Raw genomic sequence first — 26,322 nt, 5'->3', positions numbered from 1 at the left:
ACCGTGGTGACACGCAAGACGACACCTAAGACGTCAGGCAAGACGGCTAGCAAGACGACCCGCAAGGCACCAGGCAAGACGCCAAGCAGGACGGCAAGTAAGACGAAAGTGACCGCCAGCACCGAGCGGATTCTGGCAATCGACGTCGGCGGTACCGGCTTGAAAGCCGCGATCATCGACGCCGACGGCAAGATGAAAACCGAGCGCCTGCGGGTGGCGACGCCACATCCGTGCACGCCGGATCAACTCGTGGACGCGCTTGCGAAGCTGGTTGCGCCGCTCGTCGAACAGGAGCCGCCTATGCTGATGTCGATTGGCTTTCCGGGCGTGGTGCGCAACAACCGCATCCTGACCGCGCCGCACTTCGGCGTGGAAGGCTGGCACGACATTCCGCTCGCCGATTCGCTGGCGCAGCGCCTGGGCGGCTTGCCGGTGCGCATGATCAACGACGCCGAGATGCAGGGCTTCGCCGCGATAGAAGGCCACGGCCTCGAATTCGTGCTGACGCTCGGCACGGGCGCGGGCACGGCGATGTTTCGCGACGGCGAGCTGATGCCCCATCTGGAGCTCGCGCATCATCCGGTCAGCAAGAAGGGCGTGGCGTACGACGAATACATCGGCGACGCGGCACGTGAAAAAGCCGGGAATAAACGGTGGAACCGGCGCGTTGAGAAGGTGATCGGGATTCTGGGCGCGCTGGTGAACTACGACAAACTGTGGATCGGCGGCGGCAACGCGGCGCGCCTCACGATCGATCTGCCAGCGAACACGGCCACCGTTTCGAACGATGCGGGTATCGAAGGCGGCGCGCGTTTATGGCATCCGAGGTCCGTGCGTGAGACGCGGCAATTGCCGGAAGCGAATGAGCGGACGGGCCGCTTCAAGTGAGGTTGGACCACCGCTGAACCCTAGCCGGAGTAACAAACGATGATTCGCAGCAGTCGCTTCGGCGTCGCACGACGCCTGTTATCGGTCGGCGTGTCTGCCGCGCTGGCGCTTGCCGCGGTGCATGCCCGCGCGGCGGAAGTCTTCGTGGTGACGTCACCGGGTTTGGCCGACGGCGGCACGCTGGATTCGAGCCACGCGGCGAGCGCGAACAATTGCGGTGGCGGCAATGTGTCACCGGCTCTGCAATGGCGGAATGCGCCAGCCGGCACGAAGAGTTATGCGGTGACCCTGTTCGATCCCGACGGCGGAAAGGGTCTGGGAATCGTGCACTGGGTGCTATATGGCGTCGCGCCCTCGACGACTTCGCTTGGCGCGGGCGGCAGCCAGCCGCCCGGCAGCGTCGCCGGCACGAATCGGACGGGCGGCACGGGATATTACGGACCATGCCCGCCAGTGGGGGACAACCCGCATCACTACGTCGCGCAAGTCTATGCGCTCGATCTGCCGCCGGATGCGCTGCCGCCCGGTTTGACGCGGGACGCATTGTTCGCCGCAATCAAGGACCACGTGATTGCGGCGACGAGCACGGTGCTGCGTTACGGGCGATGAACGCGGCGGCCGTCGCGACAGGCGACTACGCTTATCGCGCCGCGTCGCCCCAACGGTATTCAATGCTGGCTTCATCGAGCTGCGTCTTGATCTGCTCATCGAGCACGAGCTCGGACGCAGCGAGCGTGTCGCTCAATTGCTCGGCGCGGCTCGCGCCGATAATCGCCGACGTGACGAGCGGATTCGCCAGCACCCAGGCGAGCGAAACGCGCGTCAGCGATTCGCCGGTCGGCGCCACGATCGCTTTCAATTGCTCGATCGTCTCGAACTCGCGCTTGTGCCAATACCGTTGCTGATACATCGCGCCGGCCTTGCCGACGGTTTCGGTGAAACGGCCGGACGTCGGCGCGGCATCCAGTTGGTGCTTGCCTGTGAGCAGGCCGCCCGCGAGCGGGTTGTACGGCATCACGGCCAATTGCTCCTCGGCCGCGAGCGGCAACAGTTCGCGCTCGATCTGGCGGAACAACAAGTTATAACGAGGTTGCACGGAGACGAAGCGCGCCGCGCGCAACACATCGGCGCGGCCCAAGGCGCGCGCCAGCCGGTAAGCGAGAAAGTTCGATACGCCGATATAGCGCGCCTTGCCTGATCGCACGATCACGTCCAGCGCCTCGAGCGTTTCGTCGAGCGGCGTATTCGCGTCGTCGGAGTGGAGCTGGTAGAGGTCCACGTAATCCGTGCCGAGACGTTGCAACGAGGCGTCGATTGCATTCAGCAGATGTTTGCGCGACGCGCCTTGGTCCCACGCCGAAGGTCCCATCTTGCCCACCGCTTTCGTCGCCAGAATGAAGTGCTCGCGCTTGCCCTTCAGCCAGCGCCCGACGATCTCCTCCGTGCGGCCGGCAATGTTCTCGCCGCCACCGAGCGGATACACATTCGCCGTGTCGATGAAGTTCACGCCGGCATCCGCCGCCGTATCGAGAATGCGATGGGAAACATCTTCTTCGGTCTGCAAGCCAAAGGTCATCGTGCCGAGACACAGGCGTGACACGGTCAGGCCGGTGCGGCCGAATTTGCGGTATTGCATGGTCAACTCCGGGAATGAACGGAACAGTTCGATAGGCAGTGTTGCAAAAAGGATAAACGGAGTCGGGATTTAGTGCCGGCAGCGGGCACTGGCAGACGTTATTAAATTGAAAGCTTTCCGGCAGCGTCTTTTTTACTTTCGAGATCAAAAGCCTTTCGTTTCAACATACAAAACATTACAGAAATGTAATAAATAGGCTTGGCAAAGGCCTGAAAAATTACAAATGCCATACATCCGTAAAAAATAGAAACAATTCTGTTACTAGGGGTAAGGCGTGTCGCGATTGATGCGGTTTTATGCGTGTGGAATGATAGCGATTCTCATTTAACCAATAGCCAGCCATCCCGTCGTTTGTGCCGTGCGCACGAGACCGGCAGCCAGCCAAATTGCGACTTTGTCATCGATTCCATCTCAGGTATGCGAATCCGGCAAGCGCATCTCCGACGGGAATTCCCATGTTCAACCACACGCCGCTTGCGACTGCGTTAGCGTTAGCTTTTGCCGTTCCCTTTGCGACTCCGGCGGTCGCGCAGACTGCTCCGCAAACCACTTCGCAGCCACCGGCGGCGAATGCAAATGCGACGACGACCACCGCGACCGACAGCGGCACCTTGCCGACCATCGGCGTGGCGGCGCAGGCTGAACAACAGGACTTCCAGGCAGAGCGTTCGACGGTGGGCGCAAAGACGCCCACGGCGCTGCGCGATATTCCGCAGACCGTCACCGTCATCAACAAGGCCGTGCTGCAATCGCAAGGCGCCACTTCGTTCCAGGACGCGCTGCGCAATGCGCCGGGCGTGACGATCGGCGCGGCTGAAGGCGGCCAGATCGGCAACAACATCAACCTGCGCGGCTTCACCGCGCAGAACGACATCTATCTGGACGGCTTCCGCGATCGTAACCAGTACTATCGCGACACGTTCGACCTCGACCAAATCGAAGTGCTGTACGGCCCGTCGTCGATGCTGTTCGGCCGCGGCTCGACGGGCGGCGTGATCAACCAGGTCAGCAAGAAGGCGAACCTGCATGACTCGGCCGAAGTCACGGGCATGATCGGCACCGACGACAAATATCGCAGCACTGTCGACGTGAACCATAAGCTGACGGATACCTCGGCGATTCGCCTGAACGCGTTCGGCCAAAGCCTCGGTTCGACGCGCGACGAGATGAAGAACAAGGACTACGGTATCGCGCCGGAAGTGCGCTTCGGAATCGGCACGCCGACCGAAGTGACGATCTCCGCGCTGATCCAGCACAACTACGACATGCCGGACTACGGCGTGCAGGCGTTGAACGGCCGCCCGTCGCCGGTGCCGAAGAACACGTTCTACGGCTTGACGACCGACCGCACGATCCAGGACGTGCAGACCGTCACTGCCGCGATCAAGCACAAGTTCTCGGACAACCTGATCCTGACGAACCAGACGCAGTTCTCGCACTCGATGACCGACGCGCGCGAAACCGCGCCGCAAGCGGTATTGACGGGCCCGCTCGCTACCAGCCCCGCGTTGAGCAACGGCAATTTCACGACGCTGTCGCCGTCGCAACTGTTCATCAAGTTGCAAAGCCACGACCGTGTGATCCAGAACCACTCGCTGTACAACGACACGATGCTCCAATACAAGTTCGTCACTGGCCCGATCAAGCACGACCTGATCGCCGGTGTCGACCTCGGTCACGACAGCTATTCGAACCAGGCGTACACCCGTAACAACTTGCCGGTCGTGACGATGGTGAACCCGGCGTATCTGTCCAACCCGGCCGGTGTGACCACCACGGTCGGCAACTACGCCGATTCCGGCGCGAACGAAATTGGCGCGTACGTGAACGACACCGTGTCGATCGGCCAGCAGTGGAAGGTGGTCGGCGGTTTGCGCTGGGATCGCTTCCAGGCGCAGATCCACAACTCGATCAGCCTGCCGAGCTATGCGACCCAGACCAACTTCTTCACCAGCGTGCGCGCCGGCGTGATCTATCAGCCGACCGACTGGCAGTCGTACTACGTGTCGTACGGCACGTCGTTCAATCCCTCGCTCGAAGCGCTGACGGTGACCAACCTCACGCAGAACCTTGCGCCCGAGTCGACCAAGTCGTACGAAGTCGGCGGCAAATGGGATCTGCTCGGCGGCAATCTCTCGGTGACGTCGTCATTCTTCCGCGAAGAAAAGACCAACGCACGCACGCAGGTCTCGCCGACCGAATACGAACTCGACGGCGACATCCGCGTCGACGGTTTCCAGGCGGGCGTGACGGGCCACATTACCGACAAGTGGCAAGTGTTCGGCGGCTACACCTACATGGACGCCATCATCCTGAAGGCGCGCGACGGTACGCAAGGGCACGTGCCGGCCAACACGCCGCGCAACACGCTGATGTTCTGGACCACCTACGCGCTCACGCCGCACTGGGAAATCGGCGGCGGTCCGACCTATATGTCGCCGCGCTACGCATCCAATACGAACTACGTGCAAGTGCTGGGCTACACGCGCTGGGATGCGACCGCTGCGTACCACGCGAAGAAATACGACATCCGCCTGAACCTGCTGAACTTGACCAACAAGTACTACTACGACGCGCTGATTCCGTCGGACGGCGGCCGTTCCGTGCCGGGTATCGGACGTACCTTGTTGGCGACGTTCGACTACCGCTTTTGATATGCGTTGAACGGATGCGTTAGGCTTGCCGTTTTCGAACACGGTAAGCCGACGCAAAGGAAACACCATGTTGCTGCACATTCCGAATGTACTGAGCGCCGAGCAGTTGCGGCTCGTGCGCGAACGGCTCGATCAGGCGGGCGACGCCTGGGTCGACGGCCGCGCGACCGCCGGCTATCAGGGCGCGCCGGTCAAGCGCAATCAGCAGATCGCCGAGCACACGCCGATTGCGCGCGAACTCGGCGACGTGATTCTCGCGTCGATCGAGCGCAACCCGCTGTTCATCAGCGCGGTGTTGCCGAACCAGGTGTATCCGCCGCTGTTCAATCGTTACGAAGGCGGCATGCAGTTCGGCAGTCACGTCGACGGAGCCGTGCGCGTGCTGCCCAACGGCGTGAAGCTGCGCACCGACGTCTCGGTGACGCTGTTCATTTCCGAGCCCGCCGACTACGACGGCGGCGAGCTCGTGATCGAAGACACGTACGGCGTGCAGCAGGTCAAACTGCCGGCCGGCGACATGATCGTCTATCCGGCGACGAGTTTGCACCAGGTCACGCCGGTCACGCGCGGCGCGCGGATCGCGAGTTTCTTCTGGGTGCAAAGTCTCGTGCGCAGCGATACGCAGCGCGCGATGCTGTTCGACATGGACACGGCGATTCAACGGCTGAACGCCACCAACGCCGACGATACCGCGCGCCGCAGTCTCGTCGGCATCTATCACAATCTGTTGCGGACCTGGAGCGAGACGTGAGCGTACCTGAGGCAATCGACATTCAATCGCCCGTGGGCATCGACCATGCGACGCGTGAGCCGCGGCGGCTGGATGACGACGAATTGAAAGCGCGGCAGCAGCGCTCGCGCCGCGCCACCTTCGTCAAATGGCTGCGCAAGGTGCATGGCTGGGTTGGCTTGTGGGGCGCGGCGCTGGGTCTGTTGTTCGGCACCACGGGGTTCCTGCTGAACCATCGCGGCGGCCCGCTCAAAGTATCGACCGGCGAGCCGCAAGTGGCGGTGTTGCAGGTGCCGTTGCCGCAACCCGCGCCGGAGTCGCCGCGCGAGTTGGGCAAATGGCTCAAGCACGAACTGAAACTGACGGGCACGCCAGGACGCGTTCAGAAAGAGCCGGCACATCCGGTGGCCTGGGGCGAGCGCAGCGTCGTTCAGCCGGAGCACTGGCAGCTCAACTTCGCTTCGCCGCATGAGAACACGTCCGCCGAGTACTGGGTGGGCAACGGCTATGTGACGGTCAAGCGCAGCGAGAACACGTTTCTCGCGATGATGACGAACCTGCACAAGGGCGTCGGTCTGAGCGTCGGCTGGGTGCTGCTGATCGATACGCTCGCAGGCAGCATCATTTTGCTGTCGCTCACCGGCGTTCTGCTCTGGACGGAGTTGAACAAACGCAAGACCATCGGCGCGGTGTTGGTGCTGGGATCGATCGTCGCCGCGGTGTGTGTGGGCTTGTTGTAAAGACGCTGCGGGCATTGCGTGAGCGAGAAAAACCGGTCGCATGCGGAAGGCATTGCGATCGGGAAATTTGCCTGTCCCAAGGCGCTGCATCAAGGTACGTTTTACCTGCATTTCCGTTTCATTTCGCGGTGTCCCGTCGACGCCGCCCAATCCTCTGCTTAACGTGCAGTCCCACGCCGCGAAAAGCCCGCTGTGCCGGGCTTTTGCGCCTCGTCTCATCTTCCTCCGGCATACCGCTACGTGCGAGAATCGCGCTACATCAATTGCGTGGTGATCGTTAGCCATCCGTCGTATCAGGCACCGCTTTTGCAACAGCGGTCCGCACGAATATGACCCGCCGCGTCGAGGAGATCGCGTTGAAACAGCCGGACCGCTTCATGTCGGATGCACCGCCCGCCGGCCTGGCCGCCCCGTCCTTTCTTGCCGGCGGCGGCGAACTGGGCGCGCTGATCCGCGCCTACGACTGGACGCAAACGGCGCTCGGCGCGCCCGATACCTGGCCGCAAGGTCTGAAGATCGCGATCCGCATCATGCTCACGTCGCGTCAACCGATCTGGATCGGCTGGGGCGACGAGCTGCTCTATTTCTACAACGACCCGTACAAATCGATCATTGGCGGCAAGCATCCGGTCGCGCTCGGTCAACCGACTCACGTGGTGTGGCGAGAAATCTGGACCGACATCGAGCCGCTTCTGGCTACCGCGCTGGCGGGCGCCGAGGGCATCTTCGTCGAACAGAAGCTGTTGATCATGGAGCGCAACGGCTTTCCCGAGGAGACGTATTACACCTTCTCGTACAGCCCCATTCCCGGCGAGAACGGCGAACCGGGCGGCATCATCTGCGCCAACAGCGACGACACCATGCAGGTGGTCGGCGAACGGCAACTGGCGCTGCTGAAGGAACTGGCGGCGGTCAGTCCGGACGGCCGCGACTGGCGCGAGGCGTGCGAACTCAGCGCGCGCGCGTTGCAGTCGAATCCGCAAGACCTGCCCTTCGCTTTGCTATACGCAGCCGAATCCGGCAGCGACACGGTCACGCTGGTCGGGGCGTGCGGCATCGAGCCGGGCCATCCGGCCGCACCGCAGACAATGCGTGTCGGCGATTCGCTCTGGCCGGTCGCCGACGCGCTCAAGATCCAGGCGCCGCAACTGGTGCGCGACTTGACGCAGCGCTTCGGCACCGCGTTGCCGAGCGGCCCGTGGCATCTCGCGCCGGAGCAGGCGGTCATCCTGCCGGTGTCGCCCGGCAGCGAGTCGACGCAGACGGTGGTTCTAATCGCCGGCCTGAACCCTTGCCGCATTTTTGACGACGCCTATCGCAGCTTCCTGAACCTGGCCGCCGGCCAGATCGGCGCGGCGATCGGCTACGCGCAGGCGTATCAGGAAGAGCGGCGGCGCGCGGAAGCGCTGGCCGAAATCGACCGCGCGAAAACCACGTTCTTCTCCAACATCAGCCACGAATTCCGCACGCCGTTGACGCTGATGCTCGGCCCGCTCGAAGAACTGCTCGCCAAGCCGCAGCAGGCCGCGAACGGTGACAGCGCGCAGACGGGCAGCGATATCGACGACCGCGCGCTGATCGAGATCACGCATCGCAACGGCTTGCGTCTGTTGAAGCTCGTCAACGCACTATTGGATTTCTCGCGGATCGAGGCGGGCCGCATCGAGATTCACACGGAACCCACCGACATCGCCTCCTTCACGGCCGAGCTCGCGTCGCTGTTCCAGTCCGCGATCGAGGCGGCCGGCCTGCGTCTCGAAGTGGAGATTCCGGCCACGCCCGTGGTCGTGCAACTCGACCGCGAGATGTGGGAAAAGGTCGTGATGAACCTGCTGTCGAACGCATACAAGTTCACGTTCTTCGGCACGATCCGCGTCGTGGTTCGCGCTGACGAAGGCGGTGGCGTCGAGGTCAGTGTGACCGATAGCGGTATCGGCATTGCGGAAGAAGAAGTGCCGCGCCTCTTCGAGCGCTTTCATCGCGTGGCGGGCGCACCGGGTCGCTCCGTCGAAGGCAGCGGCATCGGGCTCGCCATGGTGCAGGAACTGGTAAAGCTGCACGGCGGCACGGTGCGGGTCGACAGTGTGCTCGGCGAAGGCGCGTGCTTTACCGTTTCGCTGCCGCGCGGCGCCGTGCTGTCCCAACCCGAGGATGCAATCGTGCATGCCGCCATGAGCAAGCACGCGCGCACCTATGTCGATGCCGCGTTGCGCTGGAGTCCGGAGAACGAAATTCTCGCCGACGCGTCGATCGGCGCAACGCCGGCCGGCGAGGTATCGCCCGAGGCTGCGCCGGTCGCCGCCGCGCGGCTGCTGGTCGTCGACGACAATGCGGACTTGCGCGAGTACATGAGCCGCATATTGCGAGCTGCGGGCCACGACGTGCGGCTCGCCACCGACGGCCAGGCCGCGCTGGAAGCCGCGCGCGCGGAACCGCCCGATCTGGTGCTCTCCGACGTGATGATGCCGCGCCTCGACGGCTTTGGCCTGCTACGCGCACTGCGCGCCGATCCGGACTTGCGCGACACGCCGGTGCTGATCCTGTCCGCGCGTGCGGGAGAGGAAGCGCGCGTCGACGGCATCGAGCATGGCGCAGACGACTATCTGACCAAGCCGTTCTCTGCGCGCGAACTGCTGGCTCGCGTATCGGGCAACCTGCAACTCGCGCGCTTGCGCCGCGAGACGGAGATGAAGCTGCGCGAGGAATCGCGCACGCTGGAGATTCTCAATCGCGTCGGCTCGACCGTGGCGGCTGAACTCGATCTGAACCGCGCGGTGCAGATCGTGACCGACGCGGCCACCGAACTGACGGGCGCGGCATTCGGCTCGTTCTTCTACAACGTGCTCGACCAGAAGGGCGGCAGCTACATGCTGTACACGCTGTCCGGCGTGCCGAAGGAAGCGTTCGAACGATTTCCTATGCCGCGCAACACGGCGGTGTTCGCGCCAACTTTCCAGGGCGAAGGCATCGTCCGCGTCGACGACATCACGCAGGATCCGCGCTATGGCCACAACGCGCCGCATCGCGGCATGCCGGAGGGCCATCTGAAGGTGCGCAGCTATCTGGCCGCGCCGGTGCAGTCGCGCAGCGGCGAAGTGGTCGGCGGCTTGTTCTTCGGCCACCCGGAGCCCGGCGTGTTCACCGAGCGTGCCGAGCGGATCGTGGCCGGCATCGCCGCGCAGGCGGCGATTGCCATCGACAACGCGCGCTTGTATCAGGCGGCGCAAACCGAAATCGCCGAGCGCACCAAGGCGCAAAGCGCGTTGCGCGATCTGAACGAAACGTTGGAGCGCCGCGTGATCGAGACGGTGGCGGACCGCGACCGTCTGTGGGAGTTGAGCGAGGATCTGCTGGTGGTGGCCGATATCGAAGGCCGCTTGCAGCGTGTGAGTCCTTCGTGGAGCACGGCGCTCGGTCATAACGTGCATTGGCTGATGTCGCGTTCGTATGTCGATCTGGTTCATCCGGATGACGTAGAGACTGTCCGCACGCATCTGGCCGAATTGCGCAGAACGGGCGTGCCGGTGCGTTATGAAAACCGTTTCAAGCGGATCGACGGCACATGGCGCTGGGTCGCGTGGACGCTCGCGCTCGATCCCGACTCGGCGCGCATTCACGGCGTAGGCCGCGACGTCACCGCCGACAAGGAAACCACCGAGGCACTGCGGCACGCCGAAGAAGCGCTCCGGATGGCGCAGAAGATGGAAGCGATCGGCAAGCTCACGGGCGGCGTCGCACACGACTTCAACAACCTGCTGCAAGTGATCGGCGGCAATCTGCAATTGCTGGCGAAAGACGTGGCCGGTTCGGAGAAGCCCGAGCAGCGCGTGCGCAATGCGCTGGCGGGCGTGGCGCGCGGCGCGAACCTCGCCTCGCAACTGCTCGCGTTCGGGCGGCGTCAGCCGCTCGCGCCGAAGGTCGTCAATCTCGGCCGCTTCGTGCGCGGCCTCGACGACATGCTCAGGCGCGCGCTCGGCGACGGCGTCGAAATCGAAACTATCGTGTCGGGCGGCTTGTGGAATACGCTGGTCGATCCGTTCCAGGTCGAGAACGCGCTGCTGAATCTGGCGATCAACGCGCGGGACGCCATGAACGGCCACGGCAAGCTCACGATCGAAGCCGGCAACGCCGCGCTCGATGACGCCTACGCCAAGCGCAACGCAGACGTTACGCCGGGCCAGTACGTGATGCTGGCGGTCACCGACACGGGCTCCGGCATGCCGCCGGAAGTGCGCGAGCGCGTGTTCGAGCCGTTCTTCACGACCAAGCCTGAAGGTCAGGGCACGGGCCTTGGCCTGAGCATGGTGTATGGCTTCGTCAAGCAATCCGGCGGCCATGTGAAGATCTATAGCGAGGAAGGCCACGGCACGACGATCCGCATTTATCTGCCGCGGGTGCGCCAGGAAGAAGACCTCGAAACGAACATCGACGCCGGTCCTGCCAAGGGCGGCACGGAAACCATTCTGGCGGTCGAGGACGACGAAGAAGTACGCACGACCGTGGTCGAAATGCTCTCCGATCTCGGCTACCGCGTACTGAAGGCGAAAGACGCGCAAAGCGCGCTGGCAATCGTCGAAAGCGGCGTGCCGATCGACATGCTGTTTACCGATGTGGTGATGCCCGGTCCGCTGCGCAGCACCGAACTCGCCCGCAAGGCGCGCGAACGGTTGCCGGCAATCGCGGTGCTGTTCACGTCGGGCTATACGGACAACGCGATCGTGCATTCGGGGCGACTCGATGAAGGCATCGAATTGCTCAGCAAGCCGTACACGCACGAAGCGTTGGCGCGCAAAGTCCGCTACGTGCTGCAAGCGCAGAATCCGCAAGCGGCCGAAATCGCCGAGGCCGAACAGCATCTTCTCGAGATCGATCCGCCCGTAATGCCGGACAGCGCCGATAGTTTCGTCGCTCAGACGCGGCTGCGGATTCTGCTGGTTGAAGACGACGAGCTGATTCGCGTGAGCACCGCCGAATTGTTGCGCACGTTCGACTTCGACATTCTGGAAGCCGAAGGCGAGCATGACGCCAAGCAGATTCTCAGCGAACACGCGATCAGCGTGATGTTGACCGACGTGGGGCTGGCGGGCAAGTCGGGCATCGACCTGGCGCTCGATGTGTGCCGCGAGCGGCCCGATTTGCGCGTGATCTTTCTGACCGGCTACGACCTCGTGCTGACGCCGGAGCAGCGCGCGGTCTTGCCGCACGCGATCCTGTTGCGCAAGCCCTACGATCCGCTCGATCTCATCGATGCACTGAAAACGCCGCTGCGCTAAAACCGCTGCGCGCGGCCGGCGTTGCCGGCCCGCCAGCGGGAAAGTGGGCGCTCGCGCTAGAATTCTCGCAGACCGCCACAACTGCTGGCTCCGCCGGAATTCGCCGATGACCACACCCGCCAACGATGTCGACGCCGCGCTCGTCACGCGGCGTTCGATTCGCGCCTTTCTGCCCACGCCGGTGTCGCGCGCCGACATCGAAGCCATTCTTGAAGCCGCCAGCCGCGCGCCTTCGGGTACCAATACGCAGCCGTGGAAAGTCTACGTGGTGAGGGGCGAGTCGCTGGCGCGTCTCTCGCAAGCCTTGCTTGCCGCTTACGACGACCCGCAACGCGACGCGCTGTATCAGGAAGAGTATCCGTACTATCCGCATCAATGGGTGTCGCCGTATATCGATCGGCGCCGCAAAATCGGCTGGGATCTGTATGGCCTGCTTGGCATCGAGAAGGGCGACAAGGCGCGCATGCATGAGCAGCATGCGCAGAACTACCGCTTCTTCGGCGCACCGGTGGGTTTGTTCTTCACCATCGACCGGGTGATGGAGCGCGGCAGCTGGCTCGACTACGGCATGTTCCTGCAGGCGATCATGACGGCCGCGCGCGGACGGGGTCTCGATACGTGTCCGCAGGCCGCGTTTACGCCGTTTCATCGGGTAATTGCCGAGCATCTCGGCTTGCCGTCGCAAGAGCAACTGGTGTGCGGCATGTCGCTCGGTTTCGCCGACGAAAACGCATTGGTCAACACGTTACGCACTGAGCGCGAACCAGTCGAACGGTTCACGCGATTTCTCGATTGACGGCGCTTGATCGCGATCGAGGCAAATTTCCCCACCTTCCATCGGACCCATATGAAAACATCGCGTCGCCATTTTCTGCTGCTGGGCGTGAGCGCGGGCTCGGCGCTCATGCTCACCCGTGCGGCCTTCGCCGATACGGCGAACAAACTCAGCGAAACCGATCCAAAGGCGCAAGCCGTCGGCTATAAGGAGGACGCGTCCAAGGTCGACAAAGCGAAATTCCCCGGCTACGCCTCCGGACAAACCTGCGCCAACTGCTCGCTGTTCCAGGGCAAAGCCAACGACGCATACGGCGGATGCACGTTGTTCGGCGACAAGCAGGTCGCGGCGCCTGGCTGGTGCAGTTCGTACTCGAATATGTGAAGCGCGAGAGGCGCCGCTCGAGCTTCGAGCGGTGCCTAGTTCAACGCGCTCAGCACCAATTCATGCGATCGGCCGATCCATACGGCCGCGTCGCGGTGATCGCGTAGCGCGTCGCCGGTATTGGGGTGCACGAAGATATCCAGTGTGCCGTGATTCAGCGTGAGCCAGCCGACCAGCTCGGCGAATTGCGCCTGCGTGAACGCGAGTTGATACGACCACATGGGATGCGGTCCCACCGGGCGCTCGTGAAAGCGGCCCAGTTGCAATTTGTCGCCCCAGTGCGCGTCGATCTGCTCGCGGAAAGTCCACGCGGCGTCGCGGCTGCTCGCATCGAAATACACGTGGGCGTGCCAGCTTGCGATGGCGGAGGTGTCGCGAAAGGTCATAACAGGTCCGTTGCGTATCAGTCTTTATCCGACATTCATTCTGCTTCAATTTCCGCCGACGCGCGCGGCGCGCGCCTCATGTGAAACTGTCTCTCATCTTCGCCGACGATCTCGAAGCCGAGGCGCTCGTATAGGCGCCTCGCGGGATTGCCTTTGAGCACCTTGAGGGTGACCGGCAATGCGTCGGCCTGCGCGGCGCGCAACACCGTATGCAGCGCGCGTTCGCCGATGCCGCGCCCTTGAAGCGCCGGCGTGATCTGCAATTGCACGACGACCCACTCGGCGCCGGTGCGATGCGCTTTCAGCAAACCGGCCGGCGCGCCGTCGATGCAAATCACGCGCGCCGTGTCATAACGGTGCAGCAGACGCGCGCGATGCTCGGTATCGTCCGACGGTTCGCCGACGCGCGCCAGGTGCTCCGTCATGGTCGCCTTGCGCAGCTCGAACAGGAAGGCCTCGTCCGTGTCCAGCGCCGGACGCAGGGTGAAGACAGGTTCTTGAACGGACATGTTGGTAACGTTTCCGGCGTGCCGGCGGCTAGTAAGAATGGCCGTGAATTGTCGCGCCAGCAGCGCTTTTTTACCACGCGGTTATGTTTGCGCCTCTCGACTTTGCTGTTCGCCGGTCGTGCCGACGCCGTCGGCCGATGGTCCGCGCTATGACGGATTCGCGCGCTGCCGCGTGCGCCGATTCAGACGCGGTCGGCGTTTGCGGTGTGCCGAAGGCGTCGTGTCGTCGGTTTGCGGTGCGCTCGCGACGTTTCGCGCGACGTGTTTGGTGCTCATTGGCATGCGCTTTGCTTTTGCCTTATCCGCGAATTGCTGGCGCGTGCGGGTTCGAACGTCGAGCCGCCGAGGAACGACGCCAACCTGGCATAACAACGAAAATGCTGAATACGAAACCACATACGGTCACGCACGGGGTCGACGGCGACGCGATGACGCTCGTCTTTTATCCCGATACCGGTTGTCTGCGCTTTCTCGATGCGCGCGGCACGTGCCACGAGCTTCGGCCGCCGCATTCCTGGTTCGCGCTTTCGTCCGCGTCGCGAGGCGCCCGGCGCGGCACGCAAGCCATGACGGAAGGATTAAACGCACTGCTGCATGAGTTCTGCGCGAAACGTCCGCGCCGGTTGAGCGCGCATGCTTCGGCCCACTCGACGGTGGTCTAGCGCACAGTGAGCATGGCTGTGGCGCGATAGCGTGTATTGGTCAGTCAAAAGAACTCGACGCGCGGTTTCGCGTTTGTATTCAGTTTTTTTCGGTGTCGTTCGTTCAAGACGGCGAGCGGCTTAACGAACTTTGCGAGGTGGGCCATGGAGATTATCGAGCTTGAACCAAGCGTCTCGGCAGACGGACGCGCGGTGATTTTCCAGCTTTCGACGCGAGGACGGGATCTCGAGTGCGCCGTCACGCGTGAGGCCTTGGAACAGCATTTCTGGTTGCAACGCGACGCCGGCGAGGAACGCGTACTGAAGACGTTCGCGGACGGGCGCAAACGCATTACCGCTGTGGCGGAAAGAAAAATGCTCGCGCGTCCCGGCGAAAAAGTGCTGCTGACGATCAGCGATTTCGCCGCCCGGGGTTGATGAGTTTAGGCTGCTCGTCTTGCAAGCGCACATGCTCAAAGTTCAGCGAGCGACGGTGACGGGGCCGTCGCTCGCGTCGTTGCCGATCCGATCGGCGCTTTTCGGCCGCCCAGCTGAGGCCGCCGACTACGTATCGGCGCGGTAAATAACCGCGCGTATCGCCGTGGCGGCGCAGGCTGCGCGCCGCTCACCTCTGAGGAAATCGGCCTGTTACGCCGATTCGCCAAACTGGCCTGTCAAATCCCTTCGCTTCGCCCAATTGCATTCTCAGGTGCCGGAATACACTGTTTTCCATGGAGCGACAAATCACCGAGCCCCATCGACGCGGTCTTCCCCCCGCGTTGTTTTGAACCGTACCGTTGATGGCAGTTTGCCGCGGTTGTCGAACGCGGCAGGGCAGTAAAGCAGTAGGTAGTCGAAGCAATGCAAACGGCGCGCGATCCATGTAATTTGCGCGTGAATCAGCAGGGGGTTGCAGCCAGGCGATGTTGAAGGCAAAGGACCCGGCTGTGATTGCAGTGAGCAGTTCCGTAACGAATGTTTTTTGCAGCAGCAATATAGGCAGCACGGTTTTATTTGCGGTGGTAGTTCAAGCAACACAGCTTTAGCAGATGTAGTTCAAGTACTAACAGCTTTTTAGTTTGCGGTGGGTATAGGTCGGCAAGCATCCACGCGCGAGTACGACTGTTCCATCCTGTCAGACCCTGTTCCCTCGCGGGAACAGGGTTTTTTTTCGTCGTGACACGTGACGCGACTTGCAATTGGCAAGTTCGAACCGATATGCCAGCGTTGCGCTACGCTGTGCGCTTTTGGGCGGCATCGAACAGCCGGCCGGCCGCGTAGTATGAGATGCTTCATACAAACCGGACTTGAAGTCGTTTAAGTCTGTCTTAATAGTTGCTTGCGATGATGGCTGCACAGACTCACATCAGGGCCTGTCAAGCCGCCGGCGTATCGGCGGCGTTTGCCACCGGAGAGCAGAAGAATTCGGTGGCGAAGCCGAGAGTTAGAGAAGGAGGTTGAACCGATATGTCCAGTAAATCGCGAGTCCGCAAGCACAACCAGTCGGCCATGTCCCCGTTGTTGCGCGCGTTGACCTATAGCCGCACCGCCCATGAGCCGGTTACGTCGGCGATGCTTCTGCAGTGCTACGCCGCCCTCGATGCATTCCGGCACGGCCACGGCTCGCGGAACCTGCATATGACCTTGAGCCGGCATTTGCTGGTGTCGCAAGAACTTGCGCGCCTCGGACTTGGCGAGGACGTGTTGTCCGACATCGAAAGCGCGCATGCGGCGATGGTTCAGCTCGACGCTCGCGAACACGACGAAGGCGCGTGGGCCCTGCAAGACGGCGAATACGCCCGCCTGTGCACGGCGTTGGCGATTCTCGACGGCCAACTCTCCGTGGCATCGTTGAGCGAGATTGCTAGTGCGGAAGCGAGAATGATCGAAGGATTGATGCGGTCCGCGCAGGTCCAGGCGATTGCGGAAGCGGCGGTCTGAACCGCACGCACGGGTTTCTTCTTTCTCATACGCGCAGATGAAACGCCCCAGTGGGGCGTTTTTTTTATTCGGCCGCATGCGCGTGCCAAGGAACAGTGCTAATCGTTGTACGCCTTTAAATCGTAGAAGGCGAACCCGTCCTGCTGGAACTGGAGCCACCACCGCCGCACCCGCTGCACTGGAAAATGGCCAAGGCCACGATGGCGGCAATGCCGGTGCGCACTAACGATCGATGCATGATTTTCCCCGCTGCTCTGATCATTCGATTGCTTGTGAATCGGCCATCTTTTTGCGGGCAGATTTTGCTGCCGATTACGAACAATCTGGACCGTGCATCGTCGTTAGATTGAAGGCCGATTATTTGCGGGTGTCAACGCGGTAAAGCGAGCGGCAATTTCGCCGCGGTCCTCAGCGCATTGCGGGAATATTTCAATGCGGCGATATCGTGTCGCACGGTAAAAAACGATTCCCCTGTCGTTTGGATATTACGAGTCTCCGTAAGACGTCCGATTGACCGCCGCGCCAGCGCCGGGTCAGGTTTGCCGGAGGCTTTCATGCTTGTTAGACTGCCTCTCGCAAACTCACCGCAAGCGCGTTTTTGCCTTCATACGCCTCCAGGGCGTTCACGTCTGCGGCGCGATCAAATCGGAGACGCCATGTCTTATATGCTGCTCATCGTCGAACCCCCGGATCAACGCATTGAACGCGGTGAAGCTGCGGGCCGCGAAGTCTATGACCAGATGGTCCGTTTCGCCGCCGACCTGAAAGAGCGCGGCAAACTGGTCGCGGTCGAATCGCTCACTTCGCTGAACGACGCCGTGCGCGTTCAGGTGCGCGACGGCCAGCCGAAACTGCTCGATGGCCCGTTCGCCGAAGCCAAGGAAATGGTCGGCGGGTTCTTTCTCCTCAATTGCGAAACCCGTGAAGAAGCCGTGGCGATAGCGCAGACCTGCCCGGCGGCAACGTGGTGCACGGTCGAGGTCCGCAAGCTCGGACCTTGTTTCCTCTAGCCGATTCGCGCATCGGCAGCATGTGTTCTCGGGGTTTTCCCTGGCGGATCGGCGAGTGTGTCGATCCGGCTGTGCGTTGCTCGTCGTGTGAGTAAGAAGCCGGCCCACGGGCGCGGCGCTCCCTCTCAGAACGACAAAGGAGTAACGGCGATGCGATTCATGATCCTCGTAAAAGCGACCGCTGCCAGCGAAGCCGGCGAGATGCCGGAAGCGTCCCTGATGGCCGCGATGGGCGCGTACCACGAAGAGCTCGCCAAGGCCGGCGTGCTGCTCGACGCGACCGGCCTGCAACCGAGTTCGAAAGGCTGGCGGGTTCGCTACAGCGGCGGCAAGCGCTCCGTGATCGACGGTCCGTTTCCGGAAACCAAGGAACTGATTGCCGGCTACACGCTGATCCAGGTGCGCTCGCGTGAAGAAGCCATGGAATGGGCGCGGCGCTTTCCGGCGCCGTTCGGCGAGCAAGCGGATGGCGAAATCGAAGTGCGTCAATTGTTCGAACTCGACGACTTCGAACCGAGCCCCGAGTTGGACCGGTTCCGTGAACTGGACGCGGGCAAGCGCTAAGGCGGGAACGCGAAGCCCGCTCCGGCTTTATCGAAGGATTCATCATGCTCAAGACCATGCTGATTGCCGTGGTTGCGGCCGTGGGCCTGCTGTTGGTCTACGCGGCGACTCGGCCCGACACCTTTCGCATTGAACGCAGCGTGCGCATTCAGGCGCCGCCCGAGCGGATTTATGCGCTGATCGACAATCTCCACCAGTTCAACTTGTGGAATCCGTTTCTGCGCAAGGACCCCGCGGCCCAAGGCACCTATAGCGGCACGCCGAACGGCAAGGGCGCGCGTTATGCGTGGCAAAGCGAAAAGGTCGGCGTGGGGCAAATGGAGATCGTCGATACGGCGGTGCCCTCGAGCGTGACGTTCAACCTCGATTTTCTGAAGCCGTTCGAAGCGCACAACATGGCCGAATTCACGTTGAAGCCTAAAGCGGGCGCGACGGAAGTGACCTGGGCGATGCACGGACCCACGCCGTTCATGTCGAAGCTGGTTCAGGTGTTCTTCAACATGGACAGAATGGTCGGCAAGGATTTCGAAGACGGCCTGAACAATCTGAAAACGCTCGCCGAAGCGAGTTGAACACGGTGCGTGGCGGCCGGAGCGGCGCAACGCTCGCACTGAGCGCGAAGCGCCCAAGCCGTCCGAACCACAACCCGATCACTGGACTCCATCATGCATAAGCAGATCTACGTCAATCTCGCGGTTGACAACCTCGAACGATCGAAAGCCTTCTTCAGCGCGATCGGTTTGAGCTTCGAACCGCAATTCACGAACGGACAGGCGGCCTGTCTGATCCTCGGCGAGAACATCTACGCGATGCTGCTGGTCAAGGACCTGTTCAAGTCGTTCACTCGCAAGTCGCTGTGCGATCCGAAGGAGAGCACGGAAGCGCTGGTCGGGCTGTCGTGCGAAAGCCGGGAGGAGGTGGATGCGCTGGTCGCCAAAGCGCTCGCCGCCGGCGGCACCGTGCCGCGCGCGCCGCAGGATTATGGTTTCATGTATGGGCACGGCTTCGAGGATATCGACGGCCACATCTGGGAGCTCATCCACATGGACCCGAACGCCAAGACGGCGGGCTGAGGCTGTGACCACGGCAGCCACCCACCGTGCCATCGAGGCAGTCTGGCGGATCGAATCCGCCAAGGTCATCGCCCACGTCGCGCGGATCGTGCGCGACGTCGGGCTCGCCGAAGAACTGGCGCAAGACGCGCTGGTGGCCGCGCTCGAACATTGGCCCGACGCCGGCGTGCCCGACAACCCGGGAGCATGGCTGATGGCGACCGCAAAGAACCGTGCCCTCGACCGCTTGCGGCAGGAAGCGCTGCACGCCCGCAAGCGCCAGGAGCTGGGTCACGATCTCGACGCGATGGAGGCTCACCTCGTGCCCGATTTCGTCGATTCCCTCGATGCCGCCCGCGCCGACGATATCGGCGACGACCTGCTGCGGCTCGTGTTCACCGCGTGCCACCCGGTGTTGTCGACCGATGCGCGCGTCGCGCTCACGCTGCGCCTGCTCGGCGGCCTCACCACGGACGAAATCGCGCGCGCGTTTCTCGTGCCGGAGCCGACTGTCGCCCAGCGGATCGTGCGGGCCAAGCGCACGCTGTCGGCGGCCAAGGTGCCGTTCGAGGTGCCGCAGGCGGACGCACGCGCGCCGCGGCTCGCCTCGGTGCTGCAGGTCATCTATCTGATTTTCAACGAAGGCTATTCGGCCACGGCCGGCGACGACTGGATGCGTCCCGCGCTCTGCGAGGAAGCGCTGCGGCTCGGCCGCGTGCTGAGCGGTCTCGTGCCCGACGAGAGCGAAGTGCACGGCCTCGTCGCGCTGATGGAGATCCAGGCCTCGCGCACGCATGCGCGCACGGATGCGCAGGGCCGTCCGGTGCTGCTGCTCGATCAGGATCGAAGCCGCTGGGATCCGCTTCTGATCCGTCGCGGGCTGACCGCGCTCAACAGCGCGCATGCGCTGGGCGGCGCCAGCGGCCCGTACGCGTTGCAGGCAGCGCTCGCCGCCTGTCACGCTCGTGCGCGTCGCGCGAGCGATACGGACTGGACGCAGATCGTCGCGTTGTATGACGCGCTGGCGCAAGTGGCGCCGTCGCCGGTGGTCGAGTTGAATCGCGCGGTGGCGGTCGGCATGGCGTTCGGTCCGGCGGCCGGCCTGGAGATCGTCGATGCGCTGGCAAGCGATGCCGCGCTGGCGAACTACCACTGGCTGCCGAGCGTGCGCGGCGATCTGCTGGCGAAGCTCGGGCGCGTGGAAGAAGCGCGCGCGGAGTTCGAACGTGCCGCCGGGATGACGCGCAATGCACGCGAGCGCGAGTTGTTGCTCGAACGCGCGCACGGCATCGCGCATTGAGCCTTGAGTCTTAGCGTCGTAACCGCTACCGGATCAACTGACGCACGCCCAACGCGACGAACCGCGGACCCATCAATCACACTGCACTCCTTCTTTCGCGCCGCGCGGCGCTTCACTCATCAAGCCGAGAAAAACGCCAACGCGCCGGTGATCACGCCCGCTCCCGCCACCACGAACGAGAGATTGCGCAACCACTTCTTGCGAGTCAGCAATGTGATCGCGCACAGGGCGATCGCCACCTGAATCAGCGTGGTGGCCTGCGCCCAACGATGATGGCCGTGCAGCAACGCTTCGCTGCGGGCGTCGTTATCGACGACTTCCTTTTCGATCGCTTCGGCTTTCGCGCGGATCGGCTCTTTCTGCTGCTTGTATTTGTCGACGTCGGCGAGGAATTTCGCATGCGCGTCCGTGTTGCCGGTGGACAGCGCCGCGCCGAGCTCGGCGAGATTTTGCTTCTCGCCCTTCGCCTGGTAGTAGTTCCACTGGTTCGACGCTTCGGTCTTTTTGATGGCGGCTTCGTTCTTGTAGTACAGCGCGAGGTTTTCGCTGTTGCCGCTCTGGTACGCGCACAGCGCGCCGATCGTCGCGAGGATCGCCGTGATCACGGCCATGCGGCTCGCAAACGGATCCGCGTCGTGATGACCGGCGTGTTCCACGGCATGGTCGTGCGGACCATGCACTTCATATTCTTCAGGCATCTGATTCTCCGAGGCAAAGCTTTTCTTGTCGTATGCGGGCGGCGCACGAGCCCGTCGGGCTCAATCTTAGCGTGTGACGCAGGGTGACGGAAAAGGTGCCTCGTGGAGATGCGGCCGCGTCGGCGTTTATTCGACGGCTACGCGGAACCCAACGCGAGCGAAGTGCAGCGGCAAGATGCGAGTCAATGAATGCCTGACGCCAGCCAGGTCCGCACCAACGGAATCATATGTTCGCCGCCAAGCATGCCGAGCAGCCCGACCAGCGCGATGGTCGGCGGCGCGGGCGACTTCACTTCCATCACGCTGTAGAGGAGGCCGACCACGACACCGGCGGCCAGCGAGATCAAATACGCTTTCATGACTGTTGTATCCAGATGAGAGGCGGGCTGCCACGCCCGCCGGTCGCAATGGCGATTACATCGTGATGACGACCCGGCCGCGTGTGCCGGCGGCCACGGCCTCGTAGGCTTCGCGAGCGCGTTCGAGCGGGAATGTCTGCGCGATGGCCGGTCCGGTCAGCTTGCCGGTTTCGAAGCCCTCGACTAGCGCCGTCATCAACGGCGCCGATTCCGCGACGCCTAGCTTCGCGCTATCCACACCGAGCAACTGCGTCTCGTTGTGATAGAAGTCGATCAGATCGAATTCGACGCGGCGCTTGCCCGTGCCGCTGATTTCGAGCACGCGGCCACGGCGTTTGACGAGGCTCAATGCCATCTCGAACGCCACGCCGCCGACCGTGTCGTACACCACGTCCGCACCCGCGCCGTCGGTCAGCGCCCTCAAACGGTCCGTGGTGTTTTCATCGAACGGCACGTACTCGTCGATCAGGCGGCCCGCCGGCGTATCCGCGTCGAGCGGATGACGGTCCACGGCGATCACACGGGCGCCGCGCGCCTTGGCGATCTGCACCACCGCACCGCCCACGCCGCCACCGGCGCCGATCACGGCGATGGTCTCACCCGCTTGCAACTGCGCGTACTCGACCGTGCCGAGCCAGGCGACCACGAAGTTCACGCCGATCGCGGAGGCTTCGGCATGGCTCAGCGTTTTGGGTTTGCGCGACAGTGCCGCGAGCGGCACCTTGATGAACTCGGCATGCGTGCCGTCGCGCGTGAAGCCGATGTCGCCGCCGGTACCCCACACTTCGGCGCCGAGCCAGGCTTGCGGGCCGTCCACCACCACGCCGCTAAAGTCACGCCCCGGCGTGCGCGGCAGCACCGTGTGTCCGAAATGCCCGGAGACGTTCTTGACGTCGCTCGGATTCACCGAGGCCGCCTTGACTTGCACGACGACATTGTCGGCGTCGGCTCGCGGCGTCGGCAGTTCGATGTGGTCGAGCACCTCGGGGCTGCCGAAGGATTTGAACTGGATGGCTTTCATCGTATGTCGCTCCAATTGGATTCCGGGCTGCGTTGCGCAGTAGATTGAACGTTAGTCTAGGTGACCGGCACTCAGGTGTTGAGACAAAGACTTTCGAAATTCGGACAAGCAGTTGGCGACCCACGCCGGTGGCGCTGCGAAGCGGATCAACTTTGCTGGCTCTTTGCGGGTTCGGGCGCGACCGTGGACGCCGGCTCGCTCAACGTGCCGCTCGGATCGAAGCCGGTCGGCGGCGCGCCCAGTTCCCGCCGGAACATGTCGCTGAAGCTGCTCGGCTGAAAACCGAGCGCGCGCGCGACGCTGCTCACCGGGCGTCCTTCGGCGAGCCAGGAGACGGCGACCGCCAGTTGCACCTGGCGGCGCCATTCGGCAAAGCCGACGCCCAGTTCGCGTGTGAAGAGGCGCGCCAGCGTCCGCACGCTCGCCCCGACCGACGCCGCATGCTGCTCGAAGCTGATCGCGATCGACGGATTGTCGATCACCGCGCGGCATAACGCCTCGAGCCGCCGGTCCGAGGCATCGGGCAGCGCGATGCGCAGCGACGAGCGCGGCGCATGTCCCAGTTCCAGCATGGCGAGACGGTATGCGGCGTCGAGATAGGGCTGATCGCGCGAGTCGCTGCTTTCATGCTCCGCGATCGAGGTGATCAGTTCGCGCAGCAGGCCGTTCACCTCGAACACGTCGCTGCGCCGGCTCAGATGACCGACATTGCGCGCGTGGAGATAGAGATTGCGCATCTCCACCTCGCTCATCATGTGGATGGAGTGCAGCGTGCCGGCCGGCAGCCAGACCGCGCGTTGCGGCGGCACCACCAGCGCTTCGCGGCCGACCTCGACCCACATCACGCCCGATACCGCATACAGCACCTGCGCCCACGTGTGCGAGTGCGGGTCGATACGCAGCCCGCGCGGATAGTGCCGGGCGAGCGAACGGGCGTCGGCGTCGTCGTGGAGTTCGGGGGGCGGGCTTTGGGCACGGCGGCTCGGTTCAGGCTTCGCGCATGGCGGATGAAGATCGCGGACCGTGTCGATCCGTTTGCGAAGCATAGCGCGAGGCGCGGGCCCGTGCATGTTGCGCGCCGGTCGGCGCGCTCAGATGCGCTTGGAGGCGCTTAGATGCGCTTACGTGCGATGGCCCATCAACAGCAGCAGCAACGAGAGGGTCACGATCGAGCCCACGGTCGACAGCAGGATCGTCCGCGAGGTGATGTGGGCTTCACGTTCGTAAAACTCGGCGAGCATGAAGGGGCCGGTGCCGGTGGGCAACGCGGCGAGGATGACCGCCATTTCGACCAGCGTGGACGAGAGCCCAAACACGCGCGCCGCAAGCCACCATGTCAGCGCGGGCTGTACGAGCAGCTTGACGCCGGTCAGCAGCCAGGAAATGCCTCGCGCCCCGGCCTCGGATGGGCGCTTCTCCGCGAGGAACAATCCGAGGCTCACCAGCGCGCACGGACTCGCCGCGCCGCCCAGTAGTTTCAGAAAGGTTTCCGCGCTGGGCGGCAACGCGACATGGAGGCTGGCGAACAGCACGCCCACGATCGGCGACACGATCAGCGGATTGCGCGCCAGCGAGCGCAGCACTTTCAAACCCAGCTTATGCGGCGTGCGCTCGGTCTGCAGACCCACTTCGATCAGTACGATCGCAACCGCGAACAGCACGCAGGCAACGAGGATCGTGGCGATCGTGGTCGGCGTCAGACTGGCCGAGCCGAACGCGATCATGCCCAGCGGGAAACCGATATAGCCGGTGTTCGGATACGAGGCCGCAATCGCATCGACGCTCGCATCGGCGAGATGCCGGCCGCTCATCAACCGCATGGCCAGAATCAGGACGAACACGCTGACACACGCAATCGAAAATGTGGCGACGAACGCCGGCTGATAGAGCTGCTGCCAGGTGGCGTGGGCCATGATGTCGAACAGCAACGCCGGCAGCGCCAGCCAGACCACGAAACGGTTCAGTTCCGATGCCGAGTTCGGCCCGAGCACATTGCGCCGGCGGCAGGCGAAACCCGCGAAAATCAGACCGAAGACGGGGAGCAGGATTTCGAGGGTGGCTAACATTGGCGCAAAAATGTGGGGAGAAATGGCGATCCGCCAGCGTAGTGGCTAGCGGCGATACAATCCAATACTGTTTTTTGTGCTCGACAATACCTTTTTTGCATTGTTATTTCCCATGAGTCATTTCCCATGAGGCCGTCGTGATCGATATCAAGCCGCTGCGCTACTTCGTGACGCTTGCCGAGACGCGCCATTTCGGCCGGGCGGCGGCGCGTCTGAATCTGTCGCAGCCGCCGTTGAGCCGGCAACTGGCGGCGCTGGAGGCGAGCGTCGGCGTGACGCTGGTCGAGCGTAGCCCGCGCAGCGTGACCTTGACCGCCGCGGGCGAGCGCTTCTATGCCGATGCGAAAGCGATTCTCGCCTCCGTGGAGCAAGCGGTCAGCAACGCGCAAGCCGCCGCGCATGGCGACGCCGGCAAGCTCGCCATCGGCTTCACGATGTGCGCGGCGTACAACGTCGTGCCCGGCTATGCGCGGGCGTTCGGCGCGGCCTATCCCGAAGTCGCGTTGAACCTGCGTGAAGTCGTCTCCAACGATCTCGCCGCGCAGGTGCTGGTCGGCCAGATCGACGCGGCCATCATGTTCCCGACCGTGCCGGACAAGGGGCTCGCCACGCGCACGATTCTCAGCGAGCCCTTGTGCGTTGCGCTGTCGCGCAGCCATCCGCGGGCCCGCGCGCGGCGTCTGAAGATCGCGCAACTGGCCGGCGAACCGTTTGTGCTTGCATCCGAGGACGTGGCGCCCACTTTGCGCGCGACGATCCTCGAGCATTGCCGCTCCGGCGGCTTCGAACCCGACATACGGTTCGAAGTGCAGTTGCAGCAGACGGTGTTGAGTCTCGTCGACGAAGGGGTGGGCGTGGCGCTGGTGCCGGCTTCCATGCGCAAAGCGCAACTCGCGGGCGTGGTGTTCCGGCCGCTGGTCGATGCACCGCTGATCGAACAGGTGCTGGCGTGGTCGCCGGCGAATCGCAATCCGTGTCTGGCGCGCTTTCTCGAGTTGGCGTGAGGGCAGCGCCTATGAACTGGCGAGGTGGTTTGTCTGCTCCACGGAGTCGTCCGGATAGCGCAGCGCATCTCGCTTGATGAGCCGGCGGCACCAGAAGGTCCAGGCCGTCAGGCCGGCATAGACGCCGTACCTCAGCACGGTGGACGCGATGGCCGAGCGCGGATCGTCGGGCCATTGCCAGACGATCAGACTGCGCAAGATGTTCTCGCCCGTCATGCCGATGCCCCACACGAGCGTCATCAGGCGGATATACGCGACGAGCGAGGGACGCTCGCGCCAATGCTTTTCGAAGCTCTCGACGCTGCGATGATCCTCGCGCGACATGGTCGAGCGCGCGAGATAAAACACTAGCGGTTTTGGCAGCGCGAGCGACACCAGGAACGATACGCCGATCATGCCGGAGACCATCGGATCTTCGATCTCGCGCAGTCGCGTGTTGCCGCCGAAGCCGACGCTGAGTGCCAGCAGCGAGAGCACGATGCCGACCAGCACGAGCGCGCTGAGCGCGTCGAAATGGCGATAGCGCAGCAGGTCCCAGCTCATCCACGCAATCAGCGGCAGCGCCGACGCGGCCAGCGCGCCGAGCTGGCCCCAGTGCGGGAACGCGAGCTGGTAGGCGAGCCAGGGCAAGGCGACGTTCACAATCAGCGCGGTGAGGTAGCGCAGGCGAAGTTTCATCGACGGAGCGGTG

Annotated in this window: 26 protein-coding genes; 17 read left to right on the top strand and 9 right to left on the bottom strand. The window is 63.3% G+C overall.

Annotated elements, in window-relative coordinates; genetic code table 11:
• Nucleotides 1–108: 108 nt before the first annotated feature.
• Nucleotides 109–888 carry an ROK family protein gene (locus tag B0G74_RS30510; protein ID WP_132379190.1) on the top strand — a complete coding sequence of 260 codons (780 nt, stop codon included), beginning with the start codon at nucleotides 109–111 and terminating at the stop codon, nucleotides 886–888.
• 39 nt (nucleotides 889–927) lie between these two features.
• Entirely contained in the window at nucleotides 928–1,497 is a 570-nt protein-coding gene (locus B0G74_RS30505) for a YbhB/YbcL family Raf kinase inhibitor-like protein (protein ID WP_132379188.1), read from the top strand.
• A gap of 31 nt (nucleotides 1,498–1,528) precedes the next feature.
• On the opposite strand, the gene B0G74_RS30500 is transcribed toward B0G74_RS30505, so the two are convergent.
• The gene (locus B0G74_RS30500) at nucleotides 1,529–2,524 is read right to left on the bottom strand and encodes an aldo/keto reductase (protein WP_132379186.1); all 996 of its coding nucleotides are present in this window, start codon (nucleotides 2,522–2,524) and stop codon (nucleotides 1,529–1,531) included.
• Between the two features lie 455 nt (nucleotides 2,525–2,979).
• Here B0G74_RS30500 and B0G74_RS30495 point away from each other — a divergent pair, with 455 nt between their 5' ends.
• The 6 genes from B0G74_RS30495 (at nucleotide 2,980) to B0G74_RS30470 (ending at nucleotide 13,080) form a co-directional block, all read left to right on the top strand.
• On the top strand, nucleotides 2,980–5,178 hold the full coding sequence (locus B0G74_RS30495) for a TonB-dependent siderophore receptor (protein ID WP_132379184.1): 2,199 nt from the start codon (nucleotides 2,980–2,982) through the stop codon (nucleotides 5,176–5,178).
• Nucleotides 5,179–5,245: 67 nt separating this feature from the next.
• Entirely contained in the window at nucleotides 5,246–5,929 is a 684-nt protein-coding gene (locus tag B0G74_RS30490) for a Fe2+-dependent dioxygenase (protein ID WP_132379182.1), read from the top strand.
• A gap of 14 nt (nucleotides 5,930–5,943) precedes the next feature.
• Nucleotides 5,944–6,648, top strand: a complete 705-nt coding sequence (locus B0G74_RS30485) for a PepSY-associated TM helix domain-containing protein (protein WP_243658378.1) — start codon at nucleotides 5,944–5,946, stop codon at nucleotides 6,646–6,648.
• A gap of 329 nt (nucleotides 6,649–6,977) precedes the next feature.
• Nucleotides 6,978–11,921 (top strand): response regulator, encoded by a 4,944-nt coding sequence (locus B0G74_RS30480; RefSeq protein WP_132379178.1) that lies wholly within the window; start codon nucleotides 6,978–6,980, stop codon nucleotides 11,919–11,921.
• A gap of 106 nt (nucleotides 11,922–12,027) precedes the next feature.
• A complete protein-coding gene (locus B0G74_RS30475; RefSeq protein ID WP_132379176.1) occupies nucleotides 12,028–12,717 on the top strand; it encodes a nitroreductase in 690 nt (229 codons plus the stop codon).
• Nucleotides 12,718–12,768: 51 nt separating this feature from the next.
• Nucleotides 12,769–13,080: a high-potential iron-sulfur protein gene (locus B0G74_RS30470; RefSeq protein WP_132379174.1), complete on the top strand. Its 312-nt coding sequence runs from the start codon at nucleotides 12,769–12,771 to the stop codon at nucleotides 13,078–13,080.
• A 35-nt stretch (nucleotides 13,081–13,115) separates the two neighbouring features.
• Here the strand turns inward: B0G74_RS30470 and B0G74_RS30465 are convergent, their stop codons facing one another.
• A complete protein-coding gene (locus B0G74_RS30465; RefSeq protein ID WP_132379172.1) occupies nucleotides 13,116–13,466 on the bottom strand; it encodes a DOPA 4,5-dioxygenase family protein in 351 nt (116 codons plus the stop codon).
• Between the two features lie 35 nt (nucleotides 13,467–13,501).
• Nucleotides 13,502–13,975, bottom strand: coding sequence for a GNAT family N-acetyltransferase (locus B0G74_RS30460; RefSeq protein WP_132379170.1), 474 nt, complete (start codon nucleotides 13,973–13,975; stop codon nucleotides 13,502–13,504).
• A gap of 377 nt (nucleotides 13,976–14,352) precedes the next feature.
• Between B0G74_RS30460 and B0G74_RS30455 the strand changes: the two genes are divergently transcribed.
• The 8 genes from B0G74_RS30455 (at nucleotide 14,353) to B0G74_RS30420 (ending at nucleotide 20,483) form a co-directional block, all read left to right on the top strand.
• Entirely contained in the window at nucleotides 14,353–14,637 is a 285-nt protein-coding gene (locus B0G74_RS30455; protein WP_207915722.1) for a hypothetical protein, read from the top strand.
• 144 nt (nucleotides 14,638–14,781) lie between these two features.
• Nucleotides 14,782–15,054 carry a DUF1488 domain-containing protein gene (locus tag B0G74_RS30450; protein ID WP_095421882.1) on the top strand — a complete coding sequence of 91 codons (273 nt, stop codon included), beginning with the start codon at nucleotides 14,782–14,784 and terminating at the stop codon, nucleotides 15,052–15,054.
• A 1,029-nt stretch (nucleotides 15,055–16,083) separates the two neighbouring features.
• Nucleotides 16,084–16,557, top strand: a complete 474-nt coding sequence (locus B0G74_RS30445; protein ID WP_132379168.1) for a hypothetical protein — start codon at nucleotides 16,084–16,086, stop codon at nucleotides 16,555–16,557.
• 656 nt (nucleotides 16,558–17,213) lie between these two features.
• Nucleotides 17,214–17,567 carry a YciI family protein gene (locus tag B0G74_RS30440; protein WP_132379166.1) on the top strand — a complete coding sequence of 118 codons (354 nt, stop codon included), beginning with the start codon at nucleotides 17,214–17,216 and terminating at the stop codon, nucleotides 17,565–17,567.
• Nucleotides 17,568–17,717: 150 nt separating this feature from the next.
• Nucleotides 17,718–18,131: a YciI family protein gene (locus B0G74_RS30435; RefSeq protein ID WP_132379164.1), complete on the top strand. Its 414-nt coding sequence runs from the start codon at nucleotides 17,718–17,720 to the stop codon at nucleotides 18,129–18,131.
• Between the two features lie 44 nt (nucleotides 18,132–18,175).
• Nucleotides 18,176–18,703, top strand: coding sequence for an SRPBCC family protein (locus tag B0G74_RS30430; protein ID WP_132379162.1), 528 nt, complete (start codon nucleotides 18,176–18,178; stop codon nucleotides 18,701–18,703).
• 93 nt (nucleotides 18,704–18,796) lie between these two features.
• Complete coding sequence (locus tag B0G74_RS30425) at nucleotides 18,797–19,204, top strand: VOC family protein (protein ID WP_132379160.1); 408 nt, start codon at nucleotides 18,797–18,799, stop codon at nucleotides 19,202–19,204.
• Nucleotides 19,205–19,208: 4 nt separating this feature from the next.
• Nucleotides 19,209–20,483, top strand: a complete 1,275-nt coding sequence (locus B0G74_RS30420; protein WP_132379158.1) for an RNA polymerase sigma factor — start codon at nucleotides 19,209–19,211, stop codon at nucleotides 20,481–20,483.
• A gap of 119 nt (nucleotides 20,484–20,602) precedes the next feature.
• Here the strand turns inward: B0G74_RS30420 and B0G74_RS30415 are convergent, their stop codons facing one another.
• The 5 genes from B0G74_RS30415 to B0G74_RS30395 all read right to left on the bottom strand — a co-directional run bounded on the left by B0G74_RS30415 (nucleotide 20,603) and on the right by B0G74_RS30395 (nucleotide 24,627).
• Complete coding sequence (locus tag B0G74_RS30415) at nucleotides 20,603–21,181, bottom strand: DUF4337 domain-containing protein (protein WP_132379156.1); 579 nt, start codon at nucleotides 21,179–21,181, stop codon at nucleotides 20,603–20,605.
• 182 nt (nucleotides 21,182–21,363) lie between these two features.
• Nucleotides 21,364–21,540, bottom strand: coding sequence for a DUF1427 family protein (locus B0G74_RS30410; protein WP_132379154.1), 177 nt, complete (start codon nucleotides 21,538–21,540; stop codon nucleotides 21,364–21,366).
• Between the two features lie 55 nt (nucleotides 21,541–21,595).
• Nucleotides 21,596–22,561, bottom strand: a complete 966-nt coding sequence (locus tag B0G74_RS30405) for a zinc-binding alcohol dehydrogenase family protein (protein WP_132379152.1) — start codon at nucleotides 22,559–22,561, stop codon at nucleotides 21,596–21,598.
• A 146-nt stretch (nucleotides 22,562–22,707) separates the two neighbouring features.
• Nucleotides 22,708–23,607, bottom strand: a complete 900-nt coding sequence (locus B0G74_RS30400; protein ID WP_207915721.1) for a helix-turn-helix transcriptional regulator — start codon at nucleotides 23,605–23,607, stop codon at nucleotides 22,708–22,710.
• A gap of 75 nt (nucleotides 23,608–23,682) precedes the next feature.
• A complete protein-coding gene (locus B0G74_RS30395) occupies nucleotides 23,683–24,627 on the bottom strand; it encodes an AEC family transporter (protein WP_132379150.1) in 945 nt (314 codons plus the stop codon).
• Nucleotides 24,628–24,764: 137 nt separating this feature from the next.
• Between B0G74_RS30395 and B0G74_RS30390 the strand changes: the two genes are divergently transcribed.
• Nucleotides 24,765–25,631: a LysR family transcriptional regulator gene (locus tag B0G74_RS30390; protein ID WP_132379148.1), complete on the top strand. Its 867-nt coding sequence runs from the start codon at nucleotides 24,765–24,767 to the stop codon at nucleotides 25,629–25,631.
• 9 nt (nucleotides 25,632–25,640) lie between these two features.
• Here the strand turns inward: B0G74_RS30390 and B0G74_RS30385 are convergent, their stop codons facing one another.
• On the bottom strand, nucleotides 25,641–26,309 hold the full coding sequence (locus B0G74_RS30385; protein ID WP_132379147.1) for a VC0807 family protein: 669 nt from the start codon (nucleotides 26,307–26,309) through the stop codon (nucleotides 25,641–25,643).
• Nucleotides 26,310–26,322: the final 13 nt, after the last annotated feature.

It is taken from the genome of Paraburkholderia sp. BL9I2N2, from assembly GCF_004339745.1.
GTDB lineage: Bacteria > Pseudomonadota > Gammaproteobacteria > Burkholderiales > Burkholderiaceae > Paraburkholderia.
Note: the sequence above shows the minus strand (reverse complement) of the source record. Positions and strands in the feature narration are given on the sequence as shown.